This window comes from Asaia sp. As-1742, from assembly GCF_011753235.1.
In the GTDB taxonomy this organism is placed as follows: Bacteria; Pseudomonadota; Alphaproteobacteria; order Acetobacterales; family Acetobacteraceae; genus Asaia; species Asaia bogorensis_B.
This window is the reverse complement of record NZ_VWWA01000002.1, coordinates 257,904-277,728: the sequence shown is the minus strand read 5'-3', so window position 1 is coordinate 277,728 and position 19,825 is coordinate 257,904. Positions and strand designations below refer to the sequence as shown.

12 protein-coding genes are annotated in these 19,825 nt (G+C 59.8%); 9 read left to right on the top strand and 3 right to left on the bottom strand.

The annotated features are described in order from the left end of the window. The first annotated feature begins 11 nt into the window (after positions 1-11). The 4 genes from kdpB to F3J08_RS03895 all read left to right on the top strand — a co-directional run bounded on the left by kdpB (position 12) and on the right by F3J08_RS03895 (position 6,406). On the top strand, positions 12-2,129 hold the full coding sequence (kdpB, locus tag F3J08_RS03910) for a potassium-transporting ATPase subunit KdpB (protein WP_166928511.1): 2,118 nt from the start codon (positions 12-14) through the stop codon (positions 2,127-2,129). Positions 2,130-2,139: 10 nt separating this feature from the next. Then, positions 2,140-2,760 carry a potassium-transporting ATPase subunit KdpC gene (gene kdpC / locus F3J08_RS03905; RefSeq protein ID WP_166928510.1) on the top strand — a complete coding sequence of 207 codons (621 nt, stop codon included), beginning with the start codon at positions 2,140-2,142 and terminating at the stop codon, positions 2,758-2,760. Positions 2,761-2,863: 103 nt separating this feature from the next. Beyond that, positions 2,864-5,587, top strand: a complete 2,724-nt coding sequence (locus tag F3J08_RS03900) for a sensor histidine kinase KdpD (RefSeq protein WP_166928509.1) — start codon at positions 2,864-2,866, stop codon at positions 5,585-5,587. A 126-nt stretch (positions 5,588-5,713) separates the two neighbouring features. Beyond that, positions 5,714-6,406 (top strand): response regulator, encoded by a 693-nt coding sequence (locus F3J08_RS03895; protein WP_166928508.1) that lies wholly within the window; start codon positions 5,714-5,716, stop codon positions 6,404-6,406. Between the two features lie 668 nt (positions 6,407-7,074). On the opposite strand, the gene F3J08_RS03890 is transcribed toward F3J08_RS03895, so the two are convergent. Genes F3J08_RS03890 through F3J08_RS03880 form a run of 3 tightly spaced genes read right to left on the bottom strand, consistent with a single transcriptional unit; the run spans position 7,075 to position 13,453 of the window. After that, complete coding sequence (locus F3J08_RS03890; protein WP_166928507.1) at positions 7,075-8,040, bottom strand: bifunctional enoyl-CoA hydratase/phosphate acetyltransferase; 966 nt, start codon at positions 8,038-8,040, stop codon at positions 7,075-7,077. A 59-nt stretch (positions 8,041-8,099) separates the two neighbouring features. Further along, a complete protein-coding gene (gene nifJ, locus F3J08_RS03885) occupies positions 8,100-11,723 on the bottom strand; it encodes a pyruvate:ferredoxin (flavodoxin) oxidoreductase (RefSeq protein WP_166928506.1) in 3,624 nt (1,207 codons plus the stop codon). 23 nt (positions 11,724-11,746) lie between these two features. Continuing rightward, a complete protein-coding gene (locus F3J08_RS03880) occupies positions 11,747-13,453 on the bottom strand; it encodes an NAD(P)-binding protein (RefSeq protein WP_166928505.1) in 1,707 nt (568 codons plus the stop codon). A gap of 384 nt (positions 13,454-13,837) precedes the next feature. On the opposite strand from F3J08_RS03880, the gene frc reads away from it, so the two are divergent. From frc to F3J08_RS03855, 5 genes are all read left to right on the top strand, one after another. After that, positions 13,838-15,148 carry a formyl-CoA transferase gene (frc, locus tag F3J08_RS03875; protein ID WP_166928504.1) on the top strand — a complete coding sequence of 437 codons (1,311 nt, stop codon included), beginning with the start codon at positions 13,838-13,840 and terminating at the stop codon, positions 15,146-15,148. 114 nt (positions 15,149-15,262) lie between these two features. Next, the gene (gene oxc / locus F3J08_RS03870; protein ID WP_166928503.1) at positions 15,263-16,996 is read left to right on the top strand and encodes an oxalyl-CoA decarboxylase; all 1,734 of its coding nucleotides are present in this window, start codon (positions 15,263-15,265) and stop codon (positions 16,994-16,996) included. A 9-nt stretch (positions 16,997-17,005) separates the two neighbouring features. Further along, positions 17,006-18,229, top strand: coding sequence for a CoA:oxalate CoA-transferase (yfdE, locus tag F3J08_RS03865; protein ID WP_166928502.1), 1,224 nt, complete (start codon positions 17,006-17,008; stop codon positions 18,227-18,229). Continuing rightward, entirely contained in the window at positions 18,226-18,957 is a 732-nt protein-coding gene (locus F3J08_RS03860) for a YoaK family protein (protein ID WP_166928501.1), read from the top strand. The genes yfdE and F3J08_RS03860 overlap by 4 nt, the downstream gene beginning before the upstream one ends. After that, positions 18,954-19,262: a GNAT family N-acetyltransferase gene (locus F3J08_RS03855; RefSeq protein ID WP_166928500.1), complete on the top strand. Its 309-nt coding sequence runs from the start codon at positions 18,954-18,956 to the stop codon at positions 19,260-19,262. Before F3J08_RS03860 ends, F3J08_RS03855 begins: the two co-directional genes overlap by 4 nt. The last annotated feature ends 563 nt before the right edge of the window (positions 19,263-19,825 follow it).

Here is a 19,825-nt window from a genome sequence, read left to right as displayed (position 1 = left end):
GCGCCCATACGATGATCTCCTTTCCCTCACCCGCGCCTGGGTCCAATGCCGAGGCACCATCGAAGCGCCCGCCCTCACGCCCGAAATCGGGTGTGCTGAATGCGGCGCTCGTGCTTCCCGCACTGGCTGAAAGCCTGCGCAAGCTCGACCCGCGTATCATGATCCGCAACCCGGTCATGTTCGTCGTCGAGATTGTCACCTGTCTGACAACCGTGCTGCTTTTCCGCGACCTCATCAAAGGTGTCTCCCATACCGGGTTTGCGCTGCAGATCACGCTCTGGCTGTGGTTCACGCTGCTTTTCGCCAATTTTGCCGAAGCCATCGCTGAAGGGCGTGGCAAGGCGCAGGCCGACTCACTGCGTCGCACCCGCACGGAGACGCGTGGCAAGCGCCTTCTGCCCAATGATACAGGCGCTTTCGGTCCTGCCGGGCTGTATGAGGAAATTCCTGCCCCCGAGCTGGTTGTGGGCGATGTGGTCCTGGTCGAGGCGGGCGATTTCATCCCGAGCGACGGGGAGGTAATTGAAGGCATTGCCTCGGTTGACGAATCAGCCATTACGGGTGAGTCAGCCCCCGTCATTCGCGAAAGTGGCGGCGATCGATCGGCCGTCACAGGCGGCACACGTGTGCTGTCGGACTGGGTGATCGTGCGCATCACGGCAGCCCAGGGCTCGACCTTTCTTGATCGCATGATCTCTCTCGTGGAGGGCGCGCAGCGACAGAAAACACCCAATGAGATTGCCCTGACCATCCTTCTGGCTGGCATGACGCTCATCTTCATCATCGCCGTGGCGACCATTCCGTCATTTGCGCATTACGCTGGTGGCTCGATTTCGGTCATGGTGCTCGTGGCCCTGTTCGTCACGCTCATTCCTACCACCATCGGGGCGCTTCTCTCGGCAATCGGCATTGCCGGCATGGACAGGCTGATCCGCTTCAATGTGCTCGCAATGTCGGGCCGTGCGGTTGAAGCCGCGGGCGATGTGGATACGCTTCTGCTCGACAAGACCGGCACCATCACAATCGGCGACCGCCAGGCCTGCGCTTTCATGCCCGTGCCGGGCGTGACCGAACAACAGCTTGGCGATGCTGCACAACTGGCTTCGCTGGCCGACGAAACGCCGGAAGGCCGCTCCATTGTCGTGCTGGCCAAGACGCGTTTCGGGTTGCGTGGACGCGAACTCAATGCCTCGGGTGCACAGTTCGTCCCGTTTACGGCACAGACACGCATGAGCGGCGTCAATATCGGCACAAGACAGATACGCAAGGGCGCGGTTGAGAGCGTCCTGGAGGCAGCAGGGCCAAACGCCCCCTCCACCGCCCAGATACGCAGTATCGCCGATGGTATCGCCCGTCAGGGTGGCACCCCGCTTGCGGTCATGGATGACACGCATCTGCTTGGTGTGGTGCATCTCAAGGATGTGGTGAAAGGCGGCATACGCGAACGCTTCGCCGAGTTGCGTCGCATGGGCATACGCACGGTCATGATTACGGGTGACAACCCCCTGACTGCCGCCGCCATCGCCGCCGAATCCGGCGTGGATGACTTCCTGGCCCAGGCCACACCGGAAGCCAAGCTGGCCCTGATCCGCAGCGAACAGGCTTCGGGCAAGCTCGTGGCCATGTGCGGCGATGGTACGAACGATGCCCCCGCCCTCGCTCAGGCCGATGTAGGCGTTGCCATGAATACCGGCACTGTCGCCGCCCGCGAGGCGGGCAACATGGTCGATCTCGACAGTGACCCGACAAAACTGATCGAGATCGTCGGTATCGGCAAGCAGCTGCTCATGACCCGCGGTGCGCTCACGACCTTCTCGATCGCCAATGACGTGGCCAAGTATTTCGCCATCATTCCTGCGATGTTCGTCGGGTTCTATCCTGCTCTGTCCAGCCTCAACATCATGCATCTGGCCACCCCGGAAAGCGCCGTGCTTTCAGCGATCATCTTCAACGCCCTGATTATTATCGCGCTCATCCCGCTTGCATTGCGTGGCGTGGCGTATCGCCCGGTAGGCGCGGCGGCGCTGCTGCGGCGCAACCTGCTCATCTACGGTGTTGGCGGACTCATCGTACCGTTCATCGGCATCAAGCTGATCGATCTGCTCATCACCCATATCGGTCTGGCCTGAGGAGGCCATCATGGTTTTGTCCCAGCTGCGCCCTGCGCTCGTTCTGTTTCTCCTTCTTTCTGCCCTCACCGGTCTGGCCTACCCTCTTGGGATGACCGCCCTGTCAGGCCTGATCCTTCCCGACAAGGCGGCGGGCAGCCTGATCCACGACAAGGGGAATGTTGTCGGTTCTGCCCTGATCGGACAGAATTTTACCTCCCCGCGCTATTTCCACGGTCGCCCTTCGGCCACAATGGGGCCAGACCCAAAGGACCCCGGCAAAACAATCCCGATGCCCTATAATGGGGCTGCCTCTCTGGCTTCCAATGCCGGCCCGACATCCCGGGCCCTCATCGAGCGCGTCACCCAGAGCGCCGCCGCATTGCGTGCCGAAAATCCTGAGGCCATGGCACGGGGCTGGCATATCCCGATTGACCTCGTCACCACATCGGCCAGTGGCCTTGACCCTGACATCTCACCCGAGGCAGCGCTGTTTCAGGTCCTGCGCGTAGCGGAGGCTCGGGGCCTTGATGAAGCCCGTATCCGTCATCTGGTGCTGCAGCAGACAAGCCAGCCTTTTCTTGGCTTCCTCGGTGAGCCCCATGTGAATGTTCTGGCACTCAACCGGGCGCTCGATAGAATGGCGCAATAGCCGGTCCAACCTGCCCAGATGCCAGATCGCGGCACCTGGGCAAGCCATGACAATCATCAGATTTATGAACAGGCGCAGCCGCTAGACCGGGCCAGGGAACGCGATGACGAGACAGGATTATGACCGCCCCGACCCTGACGCCCTGCTGCGTCAGGGCTGCGGCGAAAGACGCCGGGGCCGGCTGAAAATCTTTCTCGGCGCAGCGCCAGGTGTCGGCAAGACATTCGAAATGCTGAGCAGCGCCCGGCATCTGATGCAGGAGGGGGTCGACCTGGCAATCGGCGTAGTGGAAACGCATGGCCGTGCTGAAACACAGGCGCTTGTCGAGGGCCTGCCTGTCATCGCGGCCGGTTCCGTCGCCTATCGCGGTCAGATCCTGCGCGAGATGGACCTTGATGCCATTCTCGCCCGGCGCCCCACCCTCGCTCTCGTCGATGAACTGGCGCACAGCAACGCGCCCGGCTCCCGCCACCCGAAGCGGTGGATGGACGTCGAGGAGCTGCTCAATGCGGGGATCGATGTTTTCACCACCGTCAATATCCAGCACCTTGAAAGCCTGAATGATATCGTAGCCTCGATCACCCGGGTGCGCGTGCGCGAGACCGTGCCCGACCATGTGATCGAGAGCGCCGATGAGCTCGAACTGGTTGATCTGACACCGGGCGACCTGCTGCAGCGCATGCGCGATGGAAAGATCTATGCCCCCCAAACGGCAGGCCGGGCCCTGCTGCATTATTTCTCGCCCGGCAACCTGACCGCCCTGCGCGAACTGGCCTTGCGCCAGACGGCCCAGCAGGTGGACGCACAGCTGGTCGATCACATGAAGGCCAACGCCATAGCCGGGCCCTGGGCGGCCGGTGAACGCGTGATGGTTTGCCTGACCCTGCAGGATGGCGATGCGGGTCTTGTGCGCTACGGCAAGAGACTGGCCGACCGGCTTCATGCGCCCTGGATCGTTCTGCATGTGGAAACCAGCCGCGACCTGACCGAGGAGGCCCGCGCACGCATGGCCTCACAAATGCATCTCGCGCAATCGCTCGGTGCAGAGACGGTAACTGTGCCCGGGCATGATATCGCCCTTGATGCCCTGGCCTATGCCCGCGCCCAGAATGTAACGCAGATCGTCGCGGCGCATCCGGCGGGCACGGGTTGGCTCGGCCGGCTGAGGCAGCTTATCGGTCGATCAACGACCGAACGACTGATTCAGCGCTCGGAGAATTTTCCGGTTCATGTCGTACCCCGTTCAGGCGAGGCGATGGACCACCGGATCTACGAAAATGTCCCCCCGCGCCTTTCCCCCTATCTGGCGAGCACGGCCATCGTCCTCTGTGCTCTGGGGCTGGCCCTGCTGCTTCGGCAGGGTTTCGAGGTCAGTAATGTGTCACTGGCCTTTCTGACCGCCATATTGGGGGTGGCCGTGGCCTACGGGCTTGGTCCCTCGCTCTGGGCATCCATTTTCGGCATGCTGTGCTTCAATTTCTTTTTCTTGCCGCCGCTTTATACCCTGACCATTGCGGCCCCCGATAATGTTGTTGCGCTGTTCTTCTTTTTTGCGACGGCGTTGATTGCAGGCAATCTGGGCGCACGCGTACGCAGTCAGGCTGTTGTGGCGCGCCACCGTGCAGAGATTACCCAGTCACTCTATCGTTTCAGCCGCACCATCACCGGCATGTCCACGCTCGACGACCTGCTCTGCTCTGTCACCCGGCAGATTGCGACCCTGCTCGATTGTCATGTCGCGCTGCTCATGCCCGATGGCGGCAGGCTGGCCGTGCAGGCGCAATCGGACACAGCCCACCCCCCGGGAGAGGACGATCTGGCGGCGGCAAGCTGGGCCTGGAAGCATAGCCGTCTGGCCGGGCGCGGGTCTGACAGCCTTCCCGGCGTGCAATGGCTGTTCATTCCCCTGCGCACCGCACGTGGGCCCGTGGCTGTGATCGGCCTGTACCGCGAGAAACAGGGCCAGCTGCTCGATGCCGAGCAGCTGGGCCTGCTGGACGCACTGGCGGACCAGACGGCCTCGGCCATCGAGAGCCTGTTGTTGACCCGCGATCTCGACAGGGTCAGGCTGGAAGCCGAGACGGACAGGCTGCGCGGGGCCCTTCTGACCTCCATCTCCCATGATCTGCGCACCCCGCTCGCCTCCATTCTGGGAGCGGCATCGAGCCTGCGCGATTATGGCGAGGTACTGGGAGAGGATGGTAGAGGCGAACTTCTTTCGACCCTGACGGATGAGGCCGAACGCCTGAACCGCTTCGTGGGTAATCTACTCGACATGACACGGATTGAAGCCGGCGCCCTCCCCCTGCGCCATGACAGTGTGGACTGCGCCGAGGTGGCGGCGACAGCCCTCGCACGCGCGGCGAAACTACTGGAGCATCATCACGTCACCCTCGATACCGCCTCGACCCTCCCCATGCTCGATCTCGATGCCGTGCTGCTGGAGCAATGTCTGTTCAATATCCTCGACAATGCAGCAAAATATACTCCCGCAGAAACTGCTATCACCCTGCGTCTTACCACGCGCCATTCACGGCTCGTGATCGCGATTGAAGACGAAGGGCCGGGATTTGGTGATCGTGATCCAGCAGAGATTTTTGGCAAGTTTACACGCTTTGCCGCTGCCGATACGGCCCGCGCAGGGACGGGCCTCGGACTCGCCATTGCACGTGGCTTTGTAGAGGCAATGGGCGGCGACATTCAGGCTGCGAACCGAACGGACAGGCAAGGAGCAGTTTTTACGCTGCACTTTCCGCTACCAGCCGCACAGGCGATAAGCCCGATCATGGCCGGTGTGGAGACACGTGACACAGGAAGGTCCTCGTGAGAGCCCTCCTCTCAGGCGAAGCGGTTCCCCTGCGGGCAATCTTGTCGCAGGGTATGTCCCGTGAACATCAACAGCGCCAGAGACACGGCCCATGCCTTATCCGATCCTGCCTGAAGTACCCGCCTCATGAGTGCCCCGATCCTTCTTGTTGTTGACGATGAACCCGCCATCCGCAGGTTGCTGCGCACCACGCTTGCCAGTCAGTCATGGCGCGTACTCGAAGCCGGAACAGGCGACAACGCGCTGCGCGTGGCCAGTGAAACGCCACCTGACCTTGTCCTGCTGGATCTGGGTCTGCCCGACCATGACGGGATTGGAATCCTGCGCAGGCTGAGGGAAATGCACCCGGCGCTTCCTGTCGTGATCCTTTCCGTACGCGATGATGAGCGAGGAAAGGTTGCAGCCCTTGAGGCAGGAGCCGATGACTATGTGACCAAGCCGTTCAGCATGGCAGAACTCGTGGCCCGCCTGCGCAATGCGCTGCGCCATGCCTTGCAGCAACAGGGAACAACGCCCCTCTTCACCTCAGGTGACCTGTCGATCGATCTGGTGAAACGACAAATCTTCCGTGCCGGGGTTGAGCTGAAATTCTCCCCACGGGAATGGGATATCCTGAGGATGCTCGTGCGCTATGCCGGGCGCGTTCTGACGCATCGCACGATCATGAGCGAATTATGGGGTGCAAGCGGCGATGTGCAGCAATTGCGGGTCTATATCCGGCAAATCAGGCAGAAGATCGAGACCGACCCGGAACAGCCTCGCCATATCATCACCGAAACAGGCATTGGCTATCGGTTGGTTCAGACGGAATTGCTGTAGAGACTGGATGGCAGATCGCTGGCGGATCACGAGCGACCTGGTCGCGTATTCCACATGAGGGGCCTCTCCTTCTCAAGCATATTCACCCTCCTGCCATGAGACCTTTCTCTCTCGTTCCCGATACGACGAGAGAAAGCAGGCAGCCCTATCAATTTGTGCGACCGGGCAATCCTGCGCCCGATAGACCTCAGGAAACAGACGACATAAAGGACGAGGCGGATAGTGCAGTAGGCTCAATAAAATCCCCGGTTATAAGAGAAGATTGATCTTTCAGGGCTGATACATCGAGGCTATGCCGACCAAAAAATAACCGCATGGAACTGAAAAAGACGGTCCGCTGCGCGCAATCTGCTCATGGTTGGTCAGGTCCCGGGGACAAACGATCCCGGATCCGTAATTTCCGAACTCTTTCCCAGATTTATGCTCGTTGTCGACATGAACTGTGCCGCACATAAGTTGAGAGCAGGAGAGATAATTCCGCTCAGGCTGCACAGCCTGCAGTATCACCGGGTCGCGTATCTGACTGATGAAATTAAAGCTCCCCGCCATTTTGGCGTAAAAAACGGAGCCCTCCGACAACAGTGTCAAGACGACAGCCAGATTTTCCTCTCGTTATAGATGTGCCGGGAAACTGGAAGTCATCTTACATCCTGTCGCGCCTTGAAATCTTATTTCCGTTCGCGCTCCCCGCCTCCTGCCAAAGCCCGCGCGTACAGAGCGCACAGCGCTGCTGAATCAAGCCTCGCCTCAATGCTGTCGGCCCGGCTGGTCAGCAGGATGGGCACCTTGGCACCAAGCACGATACCGCCCGAACTCGCCTGCCCGAGAAAGCTGAGCGCCTTGACCACGATGTTCCCGGCTTCGAGGTCCGGTACAACGAGGATCTGGGCGCGGCCAGCGACGGGCGAGGTCAGCTTCTTGATGGATGCAGCCTGCGGATCCACCGCACCATCCATCGCAAGCGGTCCATCGAGCACTGCTCCCGTTATCTCGCCGCGTTCGGCCATCTTGCTCAGGCAGGCGGCATCGAGCGTACCCTGAATACGCGGATTGATGGTCTCCACAGCGGAAAGGATCGCCACACGCGGCGTGCCATAGCCAAGACCGTGATGAAGGTCGATCGCATTCTGCACGATGTGCTGCTTGGTCACGAGGTCGGGGGTAATATTGATGGCGGCATCGGTCACGAAAAGCGGGTCAGTGCGCCCCGCTACCGTGACCATGAACACATGGCTCATGCGGCGTGATGTCCGCAGGCCACTCTCCTGTGCAACCACACCGTGCATCAATGTGTCTGTGTGCAAGCTGCCCTTGGCGAGACCCTGGACCTCGCCTGCATGAACAAGGCCAATCGCGACCTGCACGGCGCGCTCTGGTGTTTCGGCCTCGACAATCCGGCAAGACGTCACCGAAAGCCCAGCCTCCTGCGCCGCACCGGCGATAAGGGCAGGATCACCCACAAGAACCGGTTCCAGCACGCCATGTCGGGCCGCCTCAATGGCACCGGCAAGGGCATGCCCCTCACAGGGCCACACAATCGCATAGGGTACGGCACCCAGCCCGGCAGCTTTGGCAATCATCCCGTCGAAAATCGTCCTGCGCGTAAAGGAGGCAGGGGTAAGCACTGTCGTCATCGCGCGACCTTCTTCCGGTTCGTTTCTCTGTCTGGTCTCAGGAGGGCAGGTTTGTGCGGTCACTGCACATCCTCCCAGTGGGGCAGGAAGCGCCTGCCATCACGTGAGGCCATGTCCTCATACAGGCGATAGCGTTCCAGCGCGGCGGCCTGCGCCTGATGCAGCAAGTGCTCTGCCTGCTCCGGATTGGTTCGCGACAGGGTTTTGTAGCGCAGTTCGCGATAGGCATATTCCTCGAACGGCAGACGCGGGCGTGTTGAGTCGAGCTGGAACGGGTTGAGCCCTGCCTTGCGCATGGCCGGATCGAAACGGAAGAGCGGCCAGTATCCGCTGGCCACCGCCCTGGCCTGCTGCTTCATGCCGTCGCGCATGTCGATGCCGTGGGCAATGCACTGCGAATAGGCAATGATCAGCGACGGACCGTCATGCGCCTCGGCTTCGCGTATGGCCGTCAAAGCCTGCTCGGGGTTGGCCCCAAGGGCGATCTGCGCCACATATACGTTGCCATAGGAGACCGCCTGCAGACCCAGATCCTTGCGCGGCACGCGCTTGCCGGAGGCGGCAAATTTTGCCGAGGCACCAAGCGGCGTGGCTTTGGAGGATTGCCCGCCCGTGTTGGAATAAACCTCGGTATCCAGCACCAGAATATTGACGTTCCGGTCCTGAGCCAGAACATGGTCGAGGCCACCATAGCCAATATCGTAGGCCCAGCCATCACCGCCGATGATCCATACCGAGCGTTTTACAAGGTGATCGGCAACCGACAGCAGCATGACCGCCGATTTATCAGCAGAGCCCTCGAGTTTTCCCTTCAGGGCTGCCACGCGGTCGCGCTGGATGGCATAGTCCCATTCATCTTCCTGCGGGGCATCGAGCAAGGCATCGGCAAGATCGCCACCGATCGTCTCACGCAAGCCTGCAACCAGATCGCGCGCCAGTTCGGTCTGCTTGTCGATAGCCAGCCTGAAGCCAAGGCCAAACTCCGCATTGTCCTCAAACAGCGAGTTCGACCATGCTACGCCACGGCCCTGCGCATTTGCCTTCCATGGATGGGCCGGCGTGTTACCCGCAAAAATGGCAGAGCAGCCTGTTGCATTGGCAATCTGGAGACGATCGCCGAAAAGCTGCGAGACAAGCTTGAGATAGGGTGTTTCACCACACCCGGCACACGCCCCACTGAACTCGAAAAGCGGCTCGAAAAACTGTACGCCTCTTACGGTGGTGGGATTGACCTGATTGCGATCCATTTCCGGAATGGTCTCGAAAAAGCTCATGCCGGCCCGCTCACGGTCGAGCAGAGGCAGCTTTTCAGTCATGTTGATGGCGCGCTTCTGTGTCTGTGCATCGATCGAGGGGCAATTATCCACGCACACGCCGCAACCCGTACAATCTTCAACATAGAACTGAAGGGTATAGCGCGTCTGCGGGTAACCACGAGCATTGACCGGCGCTGACCGGAAACCCGTGGGTGCCCCCTCCAGCTGGGCCTCGTCATAGGTCTTGGCCCGTATCACGCTATGAGGGCACACAATGCTGCACTGCCCACACTGGATGCAGGAATCCGGCTCCCATACAGGGACCTCGATAGCGATATTGCGTTTCTCATACCGCGTCGTGCCCCCGGGAAACGTGCCATCAACCGGCATGGCACTGACGGGTATCAGTTCACCGCGCCCCGCCATAATCTCTGCTGTGACCCGGTGTACAAATTCCGGGGCCTCGGCGGGCACAATGGCAGGCACCGGGCGCGTTCCCTGAGCCTGCGCCGGGACAGATACCTCATGAAGCGCTGACAAGGCGGTATCAACAGCCTTGTTGTTGAGGGCGACAATTTTCTCGCCCTTTGCGCCGTAGGATTTGCGAATGAAAGCCTTGATGGCGCTGATTGCCTCTGCTTCGGGCAAAACCTTTGCGAGATGGAAGAAGCAGGTTTGCAGCAGGGTGTTGATGCGTGGCCCGAGACCGATCTCGAGCGCGACACTGGACGCATCGATCACATAGAAGCGCAACTTTTTGGCAATAATCTGATCCTGAACCTTGCGCGGCAGGCGCTCCCAGACCGTGTCCGGACCGAAAGGCGAATTCAGAAGGAAAATACCCCCCGGATTGGCGGCACCCAGGATGTCGCGCCGAAACAGGAACTCGAATTTGTGACACGCGACGAAATCTGCATGCCGAATCAAATAGGGCGCGTTGATGGGGCTGGTGCCAAAACGCAGATGCGATGCCGTTTCTGCGCCCGATTTGTGGGAGTCATAATCGAAATAGGCCTGGGCATAATGCCCGTCGATTTCACCGATGATCTCAACGCTGTTCTTGTTGGCGCCCACCGTGCCATCTGCGCCAAGCCCATAAAACAGACAACGCGTCATGTTCCCGGGTTCGATATCGATCGTCTCGTCGAATTCGAGGCTGAGATTCGTCACATCATCGATGAGACCGACCGTAAAGACGGGGCTAGGGTCGGGCTTCGTCAGTTCGTCATAAACCGCCTTGACCATACCGGGGTGGAAATCGCGTGATGACAGGCCATAACGCCCGCCAATAACACGCGGCATGTGAGGGAATTTCCCCGTAGCCACCGCTTCGGCCAGTACACCCACGATATCCGCATGAAGCGGCTCCATCGGTGCGCCCGGCTCCTTGGTGCGATCCAGCACCGCAATACGTTCTACTGTCGGCGGTAATGCTGCAAGAAAGGCTGCCGCGTCGAAAGGCCGGTAGAGGAGCACCTGAATGGCCCCGCGTTTCTCCTCTGGGTAGCGTTCGTTCATCCATCGCATTGTTTCGCGCACCACTTCGGCACCCGACCCCATCGCGATGATGACATGGCGCGCATCCTGCGGGCCATCATAACGGAACAACCCGTACTGGCGCCCCGTCAGTGCTGCAAAGCGGTCCATGGCAGACTGCACGAGAGAGGGCGTGCGCAGATAATAGGTGTTTACCGCTTCACGCGTCTGGAAATACGTGTCCGGGTTTTGCCAGGTGCCACGAATGAACGGATTATCCGGCGTCAGAGCGCGGGCACGATGCGCGTGTACAAGCGTCTCGTCGATCATCGACCGGATCTGGTCATCAGGAACCAGTTTCAGCGAATTATACTCGTGAGAGGTTCGAAAACCATCCGTGAAATGGATGAATGGCACACGTGAAGCGAGCGTGGCAGCCTGGGCGATAATTGCCAGATCATGTGCTTCCTGCACCGAAGCTGCACCCAGCTGGGCAAAACCTGTCTGGCGAACGGCCATCAGATCCTGATGATCGCCAAAAATAGACGATGCGCCGGCTGCGAGGGCGCGTGCTGCCACATGCACCACGGTCGACGTCAATTCGCCCGCAATCTTGTACAGATTGGGGATCATCAGCAGCAGGCCCTGCGAGGCCGTGAACGTGGTTGTCAGCGCGCCGCTTTGCAAGGCGCCATGCACACAGCCTGCCGCACCGCCCTCGGCCTGCATTTCCTGCACGATAGGCACATTGCCCCAGAGATTTTTCAGCCCTTCACTGGCCCAGCTATCGGCTGTCTCGGCCATAGGTGAGGAAGGCGTAATAGGGTAGATTGCGCATATCTCGTTCACGCGATACGCGACGTGAACAACAGCGGAATTCCCGTCCAGAGTGGTCATTTCACCAGGTTGGGACTTGTCGGATTGCGGGGTGGTGTTTGCGTTATGGCTCATCGTCTTGTTCTCTTTTCCCGCCTTCAGGCGCGCACCACGAAGCGCTGCGGCGTCAGGGTGACCGCAGCCTCCGCGCACTCGGCATCATTGTGTTCAGGCGTCATCACGATGGCATGACACGGGCATTGTCCGGCGCAATCGCCACAGCCGGTGCACAAGGTCTCGTCCACGGCATAGCCCCTGCCCGGACCCAACCGGGTGATGGCCTGCTCGGAGCAGGCAGCAAAACAATTATCGCACTCAAAACAGTTACCGCATGACAGGCAGCGACCCGCCTCATGACGCGCCTGCGTCTCGTTCAGCCCCGCGATAATCTCCTCGAACCCAGTGCGAAGCGACGTGGGCAATTCGGCACCCTCTTCGCGCACGGCCATCAGCAGGGCCGGCATGTGGAGCATGTCAAAGGTCACGATCTCGGCCGGCGCGTCAGGCACCGGTTTTTCTGCCCGCAAATATGCATCAATCGCCCGGGCGGCCTTCTTGCCATGGCCGGTCGCGGTGGTCATGGTGCGTGCTCCCCGCACACAATCGCCACCGGCAAACACGCCGCGTGCGCCCGTCATGAAAGACGGATCGATCTCCAGCCTCTCGGCCTTGTCGATTGCGATGTCACTCATGCCAGAGCAGAGCGAGAAGTCACTATGCTGGCCAATCGCCAGAATGACACTGTCGGCCGCCAGTAACTCTCTATCCGGCGCATGCCCATCTGCTGGAGGGCATATGGCACCGGTCTGCGGATCGAGTTCAACATGCTCGATCTCGACACCATCATGCCCATAGCGGGTGACGACGCTGCAATAGCGTATGGTGACACCTTCGGCCTCGGCGGCCTCGCGCTCCTCGGGCAGGGCGCTCATATGGGCCTCATCCCGTCGGTAGACCATGAAGACCTTCTCCGCGCCGAGACGGCGTGCCGTACGGGCGGCATCCATCGCGACATTACCGCCACCAACCACCACCACAGTACGGCCAAGCTCGGGCCGCTTTCCTTCACGCACGGCATGGAGAAGGTCGATCGCCTCAACAGGCTGATATCCCGTCTCGGTGGCCAGCGGCATCGTCAGGGCGCGCGCCGCCCCAACGCCCAGAAAGACTGCATCGAAAGCGCCCTCTTTCATGGTTCGAGCGAGATCTGTTACAGGCGCATTGCAGTGCAGACTCACGCCCGGCATTGACAGAACATCACCCATTTCACGTTCGAGAATATCCATCGGCAAGCGATACGCCGGAATGCCATAGGCCAGCATGCCGCCCGCGTGAGCCGAGGCCTCGCGAATTTCAACCTGATGCCCCCGCCTTGCCAGATGATAAGCACAGGACAGACCCGCAGGCCCCGAACCAACAACAAGCACTTTCTTGCCCGTGGCAGGCTCACAGACCACCCGCCAGTTTTTCTCGGCGGCCATATCACCCAGAAACCGCTCGACTTCATGGATAGCCACAGCGTCATCCATCTCGGCGCGGTTACAGCTGCTTTCACAAGGGTGATAACAGGCACGACCGTGAATGGCGGGAAACGGGTTCTCCGTTTTAAGCAGATGCCAGGCGGCCTCGTAGGCGCCGCTCTGTGCCAGAGCAAGCCACCCCTGGATGTTCTCCCCTGCCGGGCAGGCATGATTGCAGGGCGGCATAAGCGATACGTAGTCAGGACGGCGTGACCGCACACTTCCCACCCCGACACGTGTGCCGACATGCAGCGCCCGATTGAGTTCACGCAGCTTAAGCGCCATGGAAGAACCTCATTCTCTCTTCCGGCCAGACTGATCCGGATGACCGCATGGCTCGGGAAATATCCTGCCTGTGAAGAGGAACAAGGCAACCATCCCTCTTGCTCAGGTTAACGAGAGCTAATCCGGGCACGGAAAACCGTCATTGAGGCACATCAATCCTTCAGCACATTATTGAAGGCGACATCAGTATTCATAAATAGGCCGATCAAATTTAACAGAACCAGCAAAGTTTCAAAAGAAATCAAAAATATTAATCAAGTTTTATTGTGATGATTTACCGAGCGAATATGCTTCACACCAGCCGCTCCTCGCCCATATTGGACATATTCGTTCGAAAAGCGCTTCCCGAAAAACGACAAGAATAACCACAACGGAGTTGCCCTCATGAGCACTGCACAAGACAACACAAAGCCGCTTGCCGGAATCAAGGTCATCGATTTCGGCGGTGTGCAATCGGTCCCTTCTGCTGCCCAGCTTCTGGCCTGGTACGGTGCCGATGTCATCAAGGTTGAGCGGACCGGCGTGGGTGACGTGACCCGCCGTCAGCTGCGCGACATCCCGAATGCCGACGCGCTCTATTTCACCATGCTGAACAGCAACAAGCGCTCGATCGAGCTCAACACGAAAACCCCCGAAGGACGTGAGGTTTTCGAAAAGCTTCTCAAATGGGCCGATATTTTGCTTGAGAATTTCCGCCCTGGCGCCATGGATCGCATGGGTTTTGGCTGGGACGTTCTCCATCAGCTCAACCCTCGCCTGATTTACGGCACTGTGAAGGGCTTTGGCGACGCCTCTCCCTGGTCGCATATCAGCGCCTATGAAAACGTCGCACAATGCGCCGGTGGTTCGGCCTCGACCACGGGTTACTGGAACGGTGCGCCGCATGTCGATGGTCAGGCCCCCGGTAATTCGAATGGCCCGCTCATTTCAGCCGCGGCTCTCGGTGACAGCAACACAGGCAATCACCTGCTGATCGGTGTTCTGACGGCCCTGTTTGCCCGCGAGCGCAGCGGAAAAGGCCAGAAAATCAGCGTTTCGATGCAGGATTCCGTACTGAATCTGTGCCGAGTCAAGCTGCGTGACCAGCAGCGTCTGGAGCGTGTGGGCTATCTGGAAGAATACCCGCAATACCCGGACGGAAAATTTGGCGACACCGTGCCGCGTGGTGCCAATGCAGGCGGTGGCGGCCAGCCAGGCTGGATCCTGAAATGCAAGGGCTGGGAGACGGACGAGAACGCGTATATCTACTGCACCGTGCAGGAGCAGAACTGGGGGCCGACATGCGAGGCCATCGGCAAGCCTGAATGGGCTACCGACCCCCATTATTGCACGACCAAGGCACGTGAGACCCACATGTTCGAGATCTTCGCTGCCATTGAGGCCTCGCTTGCCGACAAGGATAAATACCAGGCCGTAGCCCATCTCTCGAAATTCCGTGTGCCCTGCGCGCCGGTGCTGTCGATGAAGGAAATTGCCGAGTCCAAGGACCTGCGTGACGCTGGCACGATTGTCGAGGTCGAGCAGCCGGTGCGTGGATCGTTCCTGACGATCAATCCGATCAAGTTCAGCGACTTCACCCCGGAGATTACCGCTGCCCCGCTGCTGGGGCAGCATACGGATGAGATCCTTGCCGAGTTCGGTTATTCGGCAGACCAGATTGCCGATCTACGCTCGAAAAAGATCGTCTGCGCCTGACAAACTTACCGGAATGTCCTGAGAAAGACATTCCGGTCCTGTCTCCCCTCAAAGAATAGCAAGCCCTTTCTGCGCCGTTGCTTTTCGGGCCGGCGCAGGGAAAAGGAGTGAGTCATGGCAGACGCCCCCTTGGCCGCCAACGCATCGGCACCCGCACAATCCCCCCTCGCATCCAGCACGGACGGCTTTCACCTTGTCATTGAAGCCCTGCAGCGCAACGGTCTGAACACGCTCTACGGCGTTGTTGGCATCCCCATCACTGATCTTGCGCGCCTCGCCCAGGAGAAGGGGATGCGCTTCATCAGTTTCCGACATGAGCAGCCCGCCGCGCACGCCGCATCGATCTCGGGCTATCTCACCCGCAAGCCGGGGCTCTGCCTGACGACGTCGGCCCCCGGCTTTCTCAATGCCCTTCCTGCCCTCGCCAATGCCACGACCAATGGCTATCCAATGATCCTCATCAGCGGGTCCAGCGATCGCGCTATCGTCGACCTGCAGCAGGGTGATTACGAGGAGCTCGATCAGCTTGCCGCCGCCCGCCCCTTCGCCAAGGCCGCCTATCGCGTCAACCGTGCGGCCGATATCGGCATTGGGGTAGCGCGCGCGATACGCGCTGCGCTTTCAGGAAAACCGGGTGGTGTCTATCTCGACCTGCCTGCTGCCGTCCTGAGCGAGACGCTCGATTCAGAAACGGGTCAGGACTCCCTGATCACGGTTGTCGCTCCGGAATCGGCCCTGCCACCCTGCCCCGATGCGATCGCCCGTGCGGTTTCGCTTCTGAAACAGGCAGGCAAGCCCCTGATCGTGCTCGGCAAGGGCGCAGCCTATGCCCAAGCCGAGGGGGCCATACGAGATCTCGTTGAAAGCACCTCCATCCCGTTTCTGCCCATGTCGATGGCCAAGGGGCTATTGCCCGACACCCACCCTGCCTCTGCCGCCACGGCGCGCTCGCTGGTTCTGGGACAGGCCGATGTGGTGGTGCTGGTGGGCGCACGCCTCAACTGGATGCTTGGCCACGGCAAACCGCCGCAATGGTCGCCTGACGCACGCTTCATCCAGATCGACATCAACCCAGAGGAATTTGATAGCAACCGCCCTATTGCCGCCCCGCTGGCCGGTGAGCTTGGCCTGACGGTGCAGGCCTTGGCCGCCGCACTGAAACGGGAAAAGATCTGCGCGCCTGCAGAATGGCTGGCTGCGATTGCGGCCAAGCGTGACGTCAACACCCAGAAGATGACCGAACGTCTGGCCAACAAGACCACGCCGATGAACTTCTACACGGCGATTGGCACCATCAAGACGGGCCTGGAGGGGCGCGACATCGTACTGGTGAACGAGGGGGCCAACACGCTCGATATTACCCGCAACGTCATCGATATGGACAAACCGCGCCGCCGCCTGGACCCTGGCAGCTGGGGAACGATGGGCGTCGGGCTGGGTTATGCCATTGGCGCTGCCATCACCACCGGCAGGCCGGTCGTTGCAATAGAGGGTGACAGCGCTTTTGGCTTCAGTGGTATGGAGGTAGAAACAATCTGCCGGTACCGTCTGCCCGTTGTGATGATCGTGCTCAATAATGGCGGCATCTATCGTGGCGATGACATCAACCGCAGCGGGGGCACGGATCCGGGTGTAACGGTTCTGGAGGCCAATGGTCATTACGAGAAGATCATCGAAGCCTTTGGGGGCAAGGGATACTACGTGACCGATCACGAGGCGCTCTCGCTTGCGCTGGAGAACGCTCTGGCCTGCGGTGGCCCTGCCATGATCACAGCCTCCATCGACCCGCATGTCGGTACGGAAAGCGGCCATCTGAGCAAGCTCAACCCCAAAGCCGGTTCAAAGTGAGGCAGCTCCATGGCTGAAAATGTTCAACGCAACACAGGGGATGCAGTCGCAGGTTCTGCAAAGGCACCCGTGACGGCGTCCCGTCCCCCCAGCGGCCCTTTCGAGGGGCTGCTGGCCATCGACCTGACCCATGTGCTGAACGGCCCGTTCGGCACCACCATCCTGACCGATCTGGGTGCCCGCACGATCAAGGTGGAAGCGCCGGGGCATGGTGACGATACGCGCACCTATGGGCCTTATGTCGGTGATCGTTCGCTGTATTTCTCCTTCGTCAATCGCGGCAAGGAGAGCATCGTTCTCAATCTCAAGGATGAGAATGATCGGGGTATTTTCCTCGAGATGGTCAAGCGCGCCGATATTCTGTGCGAAAACTACCGCCCCGGTGTGATGGACCGTCTCGGCTTCTCCTATGAGACACTCTCGGCCCTCAACCCCAGACTGATCTATGCCTCCTCATCGGGGTTTGGACATACCGGTCCACTCGCCCATTATCCGGCCTATGATACGATTGTGCAGGCCATGAGCGGCATGATGGAGGCGACAGGGTTTCCTGATGGTCCTCCCACGCGGGTCGGCGGAACGTCGCTTTCTGATTTGTGTGGCGGCACGTTCATGTTCTGCGGCATTGCCAGCGCGCTTTACGCGAGGGAACGCACCGGCAAAGGGGCGCATGTCGATGTGTCCATGTTCGACGGCACGTTCGCGTTCCTGCAACATGCGCTCATGACATGGTCGGCTACGGGTGCCGCCGGGCCACGTATCGGCAATCGCCACCCATCCATGGCGCCGTTCGATGTCTACCGCACACGCGACAGCCATATCGTGATCTGCTGCGGCAATAACCATTTGTTTGGTGCCCTGTGCCAGACGCTTGGCATCGAGGCTCTCACAACGGACCCGCGCTTTCTGAACAACAGCGACCGCATGAACAATCTCGATGCGCTCAAGGAGGCCATTGAGGGGGCTCTGACACAGCGCGACGCGGCCTACTGGCTTGAGGCTATCGAGAAGGCCGGTGTGCCGGTTGGCCCGATGCTGAATGTTGCAGAAGCCGCAGCTCTGCCACAGACAGCCGCCAGAAACATGGTGATTGATGCCGGGGGGCTCAAAATGCCGGGCAACCCGGTGAAGATCAGCGGCTATGACGATCCGCTGACACGCCCCGGTGCGCCAAGGCTGGATGAACATGGCGCCGCCCTGTGTGCGGAGTTCGCCCCCGGGCAGCCATCATGACCACCATAAACGTGACAGTATCCACACCGGCCGCGCAGGAGGATTCTCTTGCCACCCTGCTGCGGCGCGTCTTCTGCCTGACCTTCGTGGTGGCTGTGGTGGAAGTCACGACCTATATCGATGTCGGCGGTATCTACCCCGGCATCATGACGGGTAATACCGTGCAGCTCGGCCGCGCTGTGGCACTGCATCACTGGTCGAATGCAGGATCGATCGGCACGGCAGTGGGTCTGTTTTTTCTCGGCTGTATCGGGGCAAGCCTGATCAAGAAATTCCTCAGCTGGCCCTATTGGGGCCTCCTGATCATGGCCGCCATTCTCTTTATCGTCAGTTTCATCCGGCTTTCCCCAGGGTTGCGCCTGCCGGTCGAGTTGCCTCTCGTCGCGCTGTCGCTGGGCATTCAGGGCGAGACACTGGCCAAATTCGGCGGGGTGTCGCTCCAGACGATCGTGGTGACAAACAACATCGTCAAGTTTTCCGAGGCTTTCACTGGACGCTACCTTCTGCTCTGGCTCGGCCGCGTGAAACCGGATGGAAAAAGACCCGCCCTGAAGGAAGTGGCTCTGCCTGCGTGTTCCTGGCTGACCTACGTCTTGTCGGCGATGCTGGGGGCCTGGCTGGGACAGTTTACCAATCTTGTGCTGTTCCTGACCACGATCATGCTGGTCCTCACGGTATGGGACCTGCATCGGGGTCATAAGATCAACCTTTGTGGAGCCCACTCATGACAGAGACACAGAACAAGGGTCAGCCTAACCTGTCAGCCTTGAGCAATAACGAGGCGCTCAACCGTTTCGAATGGCATGAAGCCGATGGAACCAGCTATATCACCTATCATCACGCCGGCGGTCTCCTTGTACTCGATCACAGCTTCGTCCCAAAGAACCTCGCTGGACGAGGCGTTGGGTCGCGAATGGTCAAGGCAGCGCTCGACGAACTGCTTCGGTCCGATCGAAAGATCGCTGTCCGTTGTGATTTTATCGAACACGTGATTTCCGGCAATGAGGCCTATCGGTCCCTTCTCGAACATTGAACCGGCAATCGAAGCGCATCACCCGCGAAAATCAGATTGTGGATAATAATATTTTCTGAAATCAAAAATAATTATTGTAAATCTTACCTCTCTGATAATGATGCATATCCGCCTGGGCGGGCCAAAAGATCAATAACAAAAATAATCAAGGCGCACTCACGGTGAGCGAACGTTTAAGGTTTACCCTCAGACTGTCTTTGCTCGGGGCGAGTCTGGGTACAAGCCTGTTTCCTCTCCCGGCGATAGCCTCGCCAGAGGACGAAGAACTCGCCTTGATCAAGGCACAGATCCGGGATCTCGAGAACCGGGTCATCAAAATCGAGCAACGCCGTCAGGCAAAAGCCGCAGGTCGACAAGGACCGACGCGACCATCCCACGTCGCGTATCAGAGCGTTTCACTCCTATCCTCTCCACGCCTGTCGACCCGCATCTCGCTCGCGCACCTGGTACCCGATCCGAACAGGCGGACACCAGGCAGTCGGATCCTGCTCAGGCAAATACCACACCAGCATCGAGCGATCTGGCAAGAAACGAAACAACAAGGCGCGGCTCCGCCATCGATC

Excerpts from the sequence above, each read along its gene's own strand:
- kdpB (WP_166928511.1), top strand. The coding sequence starts at position 12 with ATGATCTCCTTTCCCTCACCCGCGCCTGGGTCCAATGCCGAGGCACCA.
- kdpC (WP_166928510.1), top strand. The coding sequence starts at position 2,140 with ATGGTTTTGTCCCAGCTGCGCCCTGCGCTCGTTCTGTTTCTCCTTCTT.
- F3J08_RS03900 (WP_166928509.1), top strand. The coding sequence starts at position 2,864 with ATGACGAGACAGGATTATGACCGCCCCGACCCTGACGCCCTGCTGCGT.
- F3J08_RS03895 (WP_166928508.1), top strand. The coding sequence starts at position 5,714 with ATGAGTGCCCCGATCCTTCTTGTTGTTGACGATGAACCCGCCATCCGC.
- F3J08_RS03890 (WP_166928507.1), bottom strand. The coding sequence starts at position 8,040 with ATGACGACAGTGCTTACCCCTGCCTCCTTTACGCGCAGGACGATTTTC.
- nifJ (WP_166928506.1), bottom strand. The coding sequence starts at position 11,723 with ATGAGCCATAACGCAAACACCACCCCGCAATCCGACAAGTCCCAACCT.
- F3J08_RS03880 (WP_166928505.1), bottom strand. The coding sequence starts at position 13,453 with ATGGCGCTTAAGCTGCGTGAACTCAATCGGGCGCTGCATGTCGGCACA.
- frc (WP_166928504.1), top strand. The coding sequence starts at position 13,838 with ATGAGCACTGCACAAGACAACACAAAGCCGCTTGCCGGAATCAAGGTC.
- oxc (WP_166928503.1), top strand. The coding sequence starts at position 15,263 with ATGGCAGACGCCCCCTTGGCCGCCAACGCATCGGCACCCGCACAATCC.
- yfdE (WP_166928502.1), top strand. The coding sequence starts at position 17,006 with ATGGCTGAAAATGTTCAACGCAACACAGGGGATGCAGTCGCAGGTTCT.
- F3J08_RS03860 (WP_166928501.1), top strand. The coding sequence starts at position 18,226 with ATGACCACCATAAACGTGACAGTATCCACACCGGCCGCGCAGGAGGAT.
- F3J08_RS03855 (WP_166928500.1), top strand. The coding sequence starts at position 18,954 with ATGACAGAGACACAGAACAAGGGTCAGCCTAACCTGTCAGCCTTGAGC.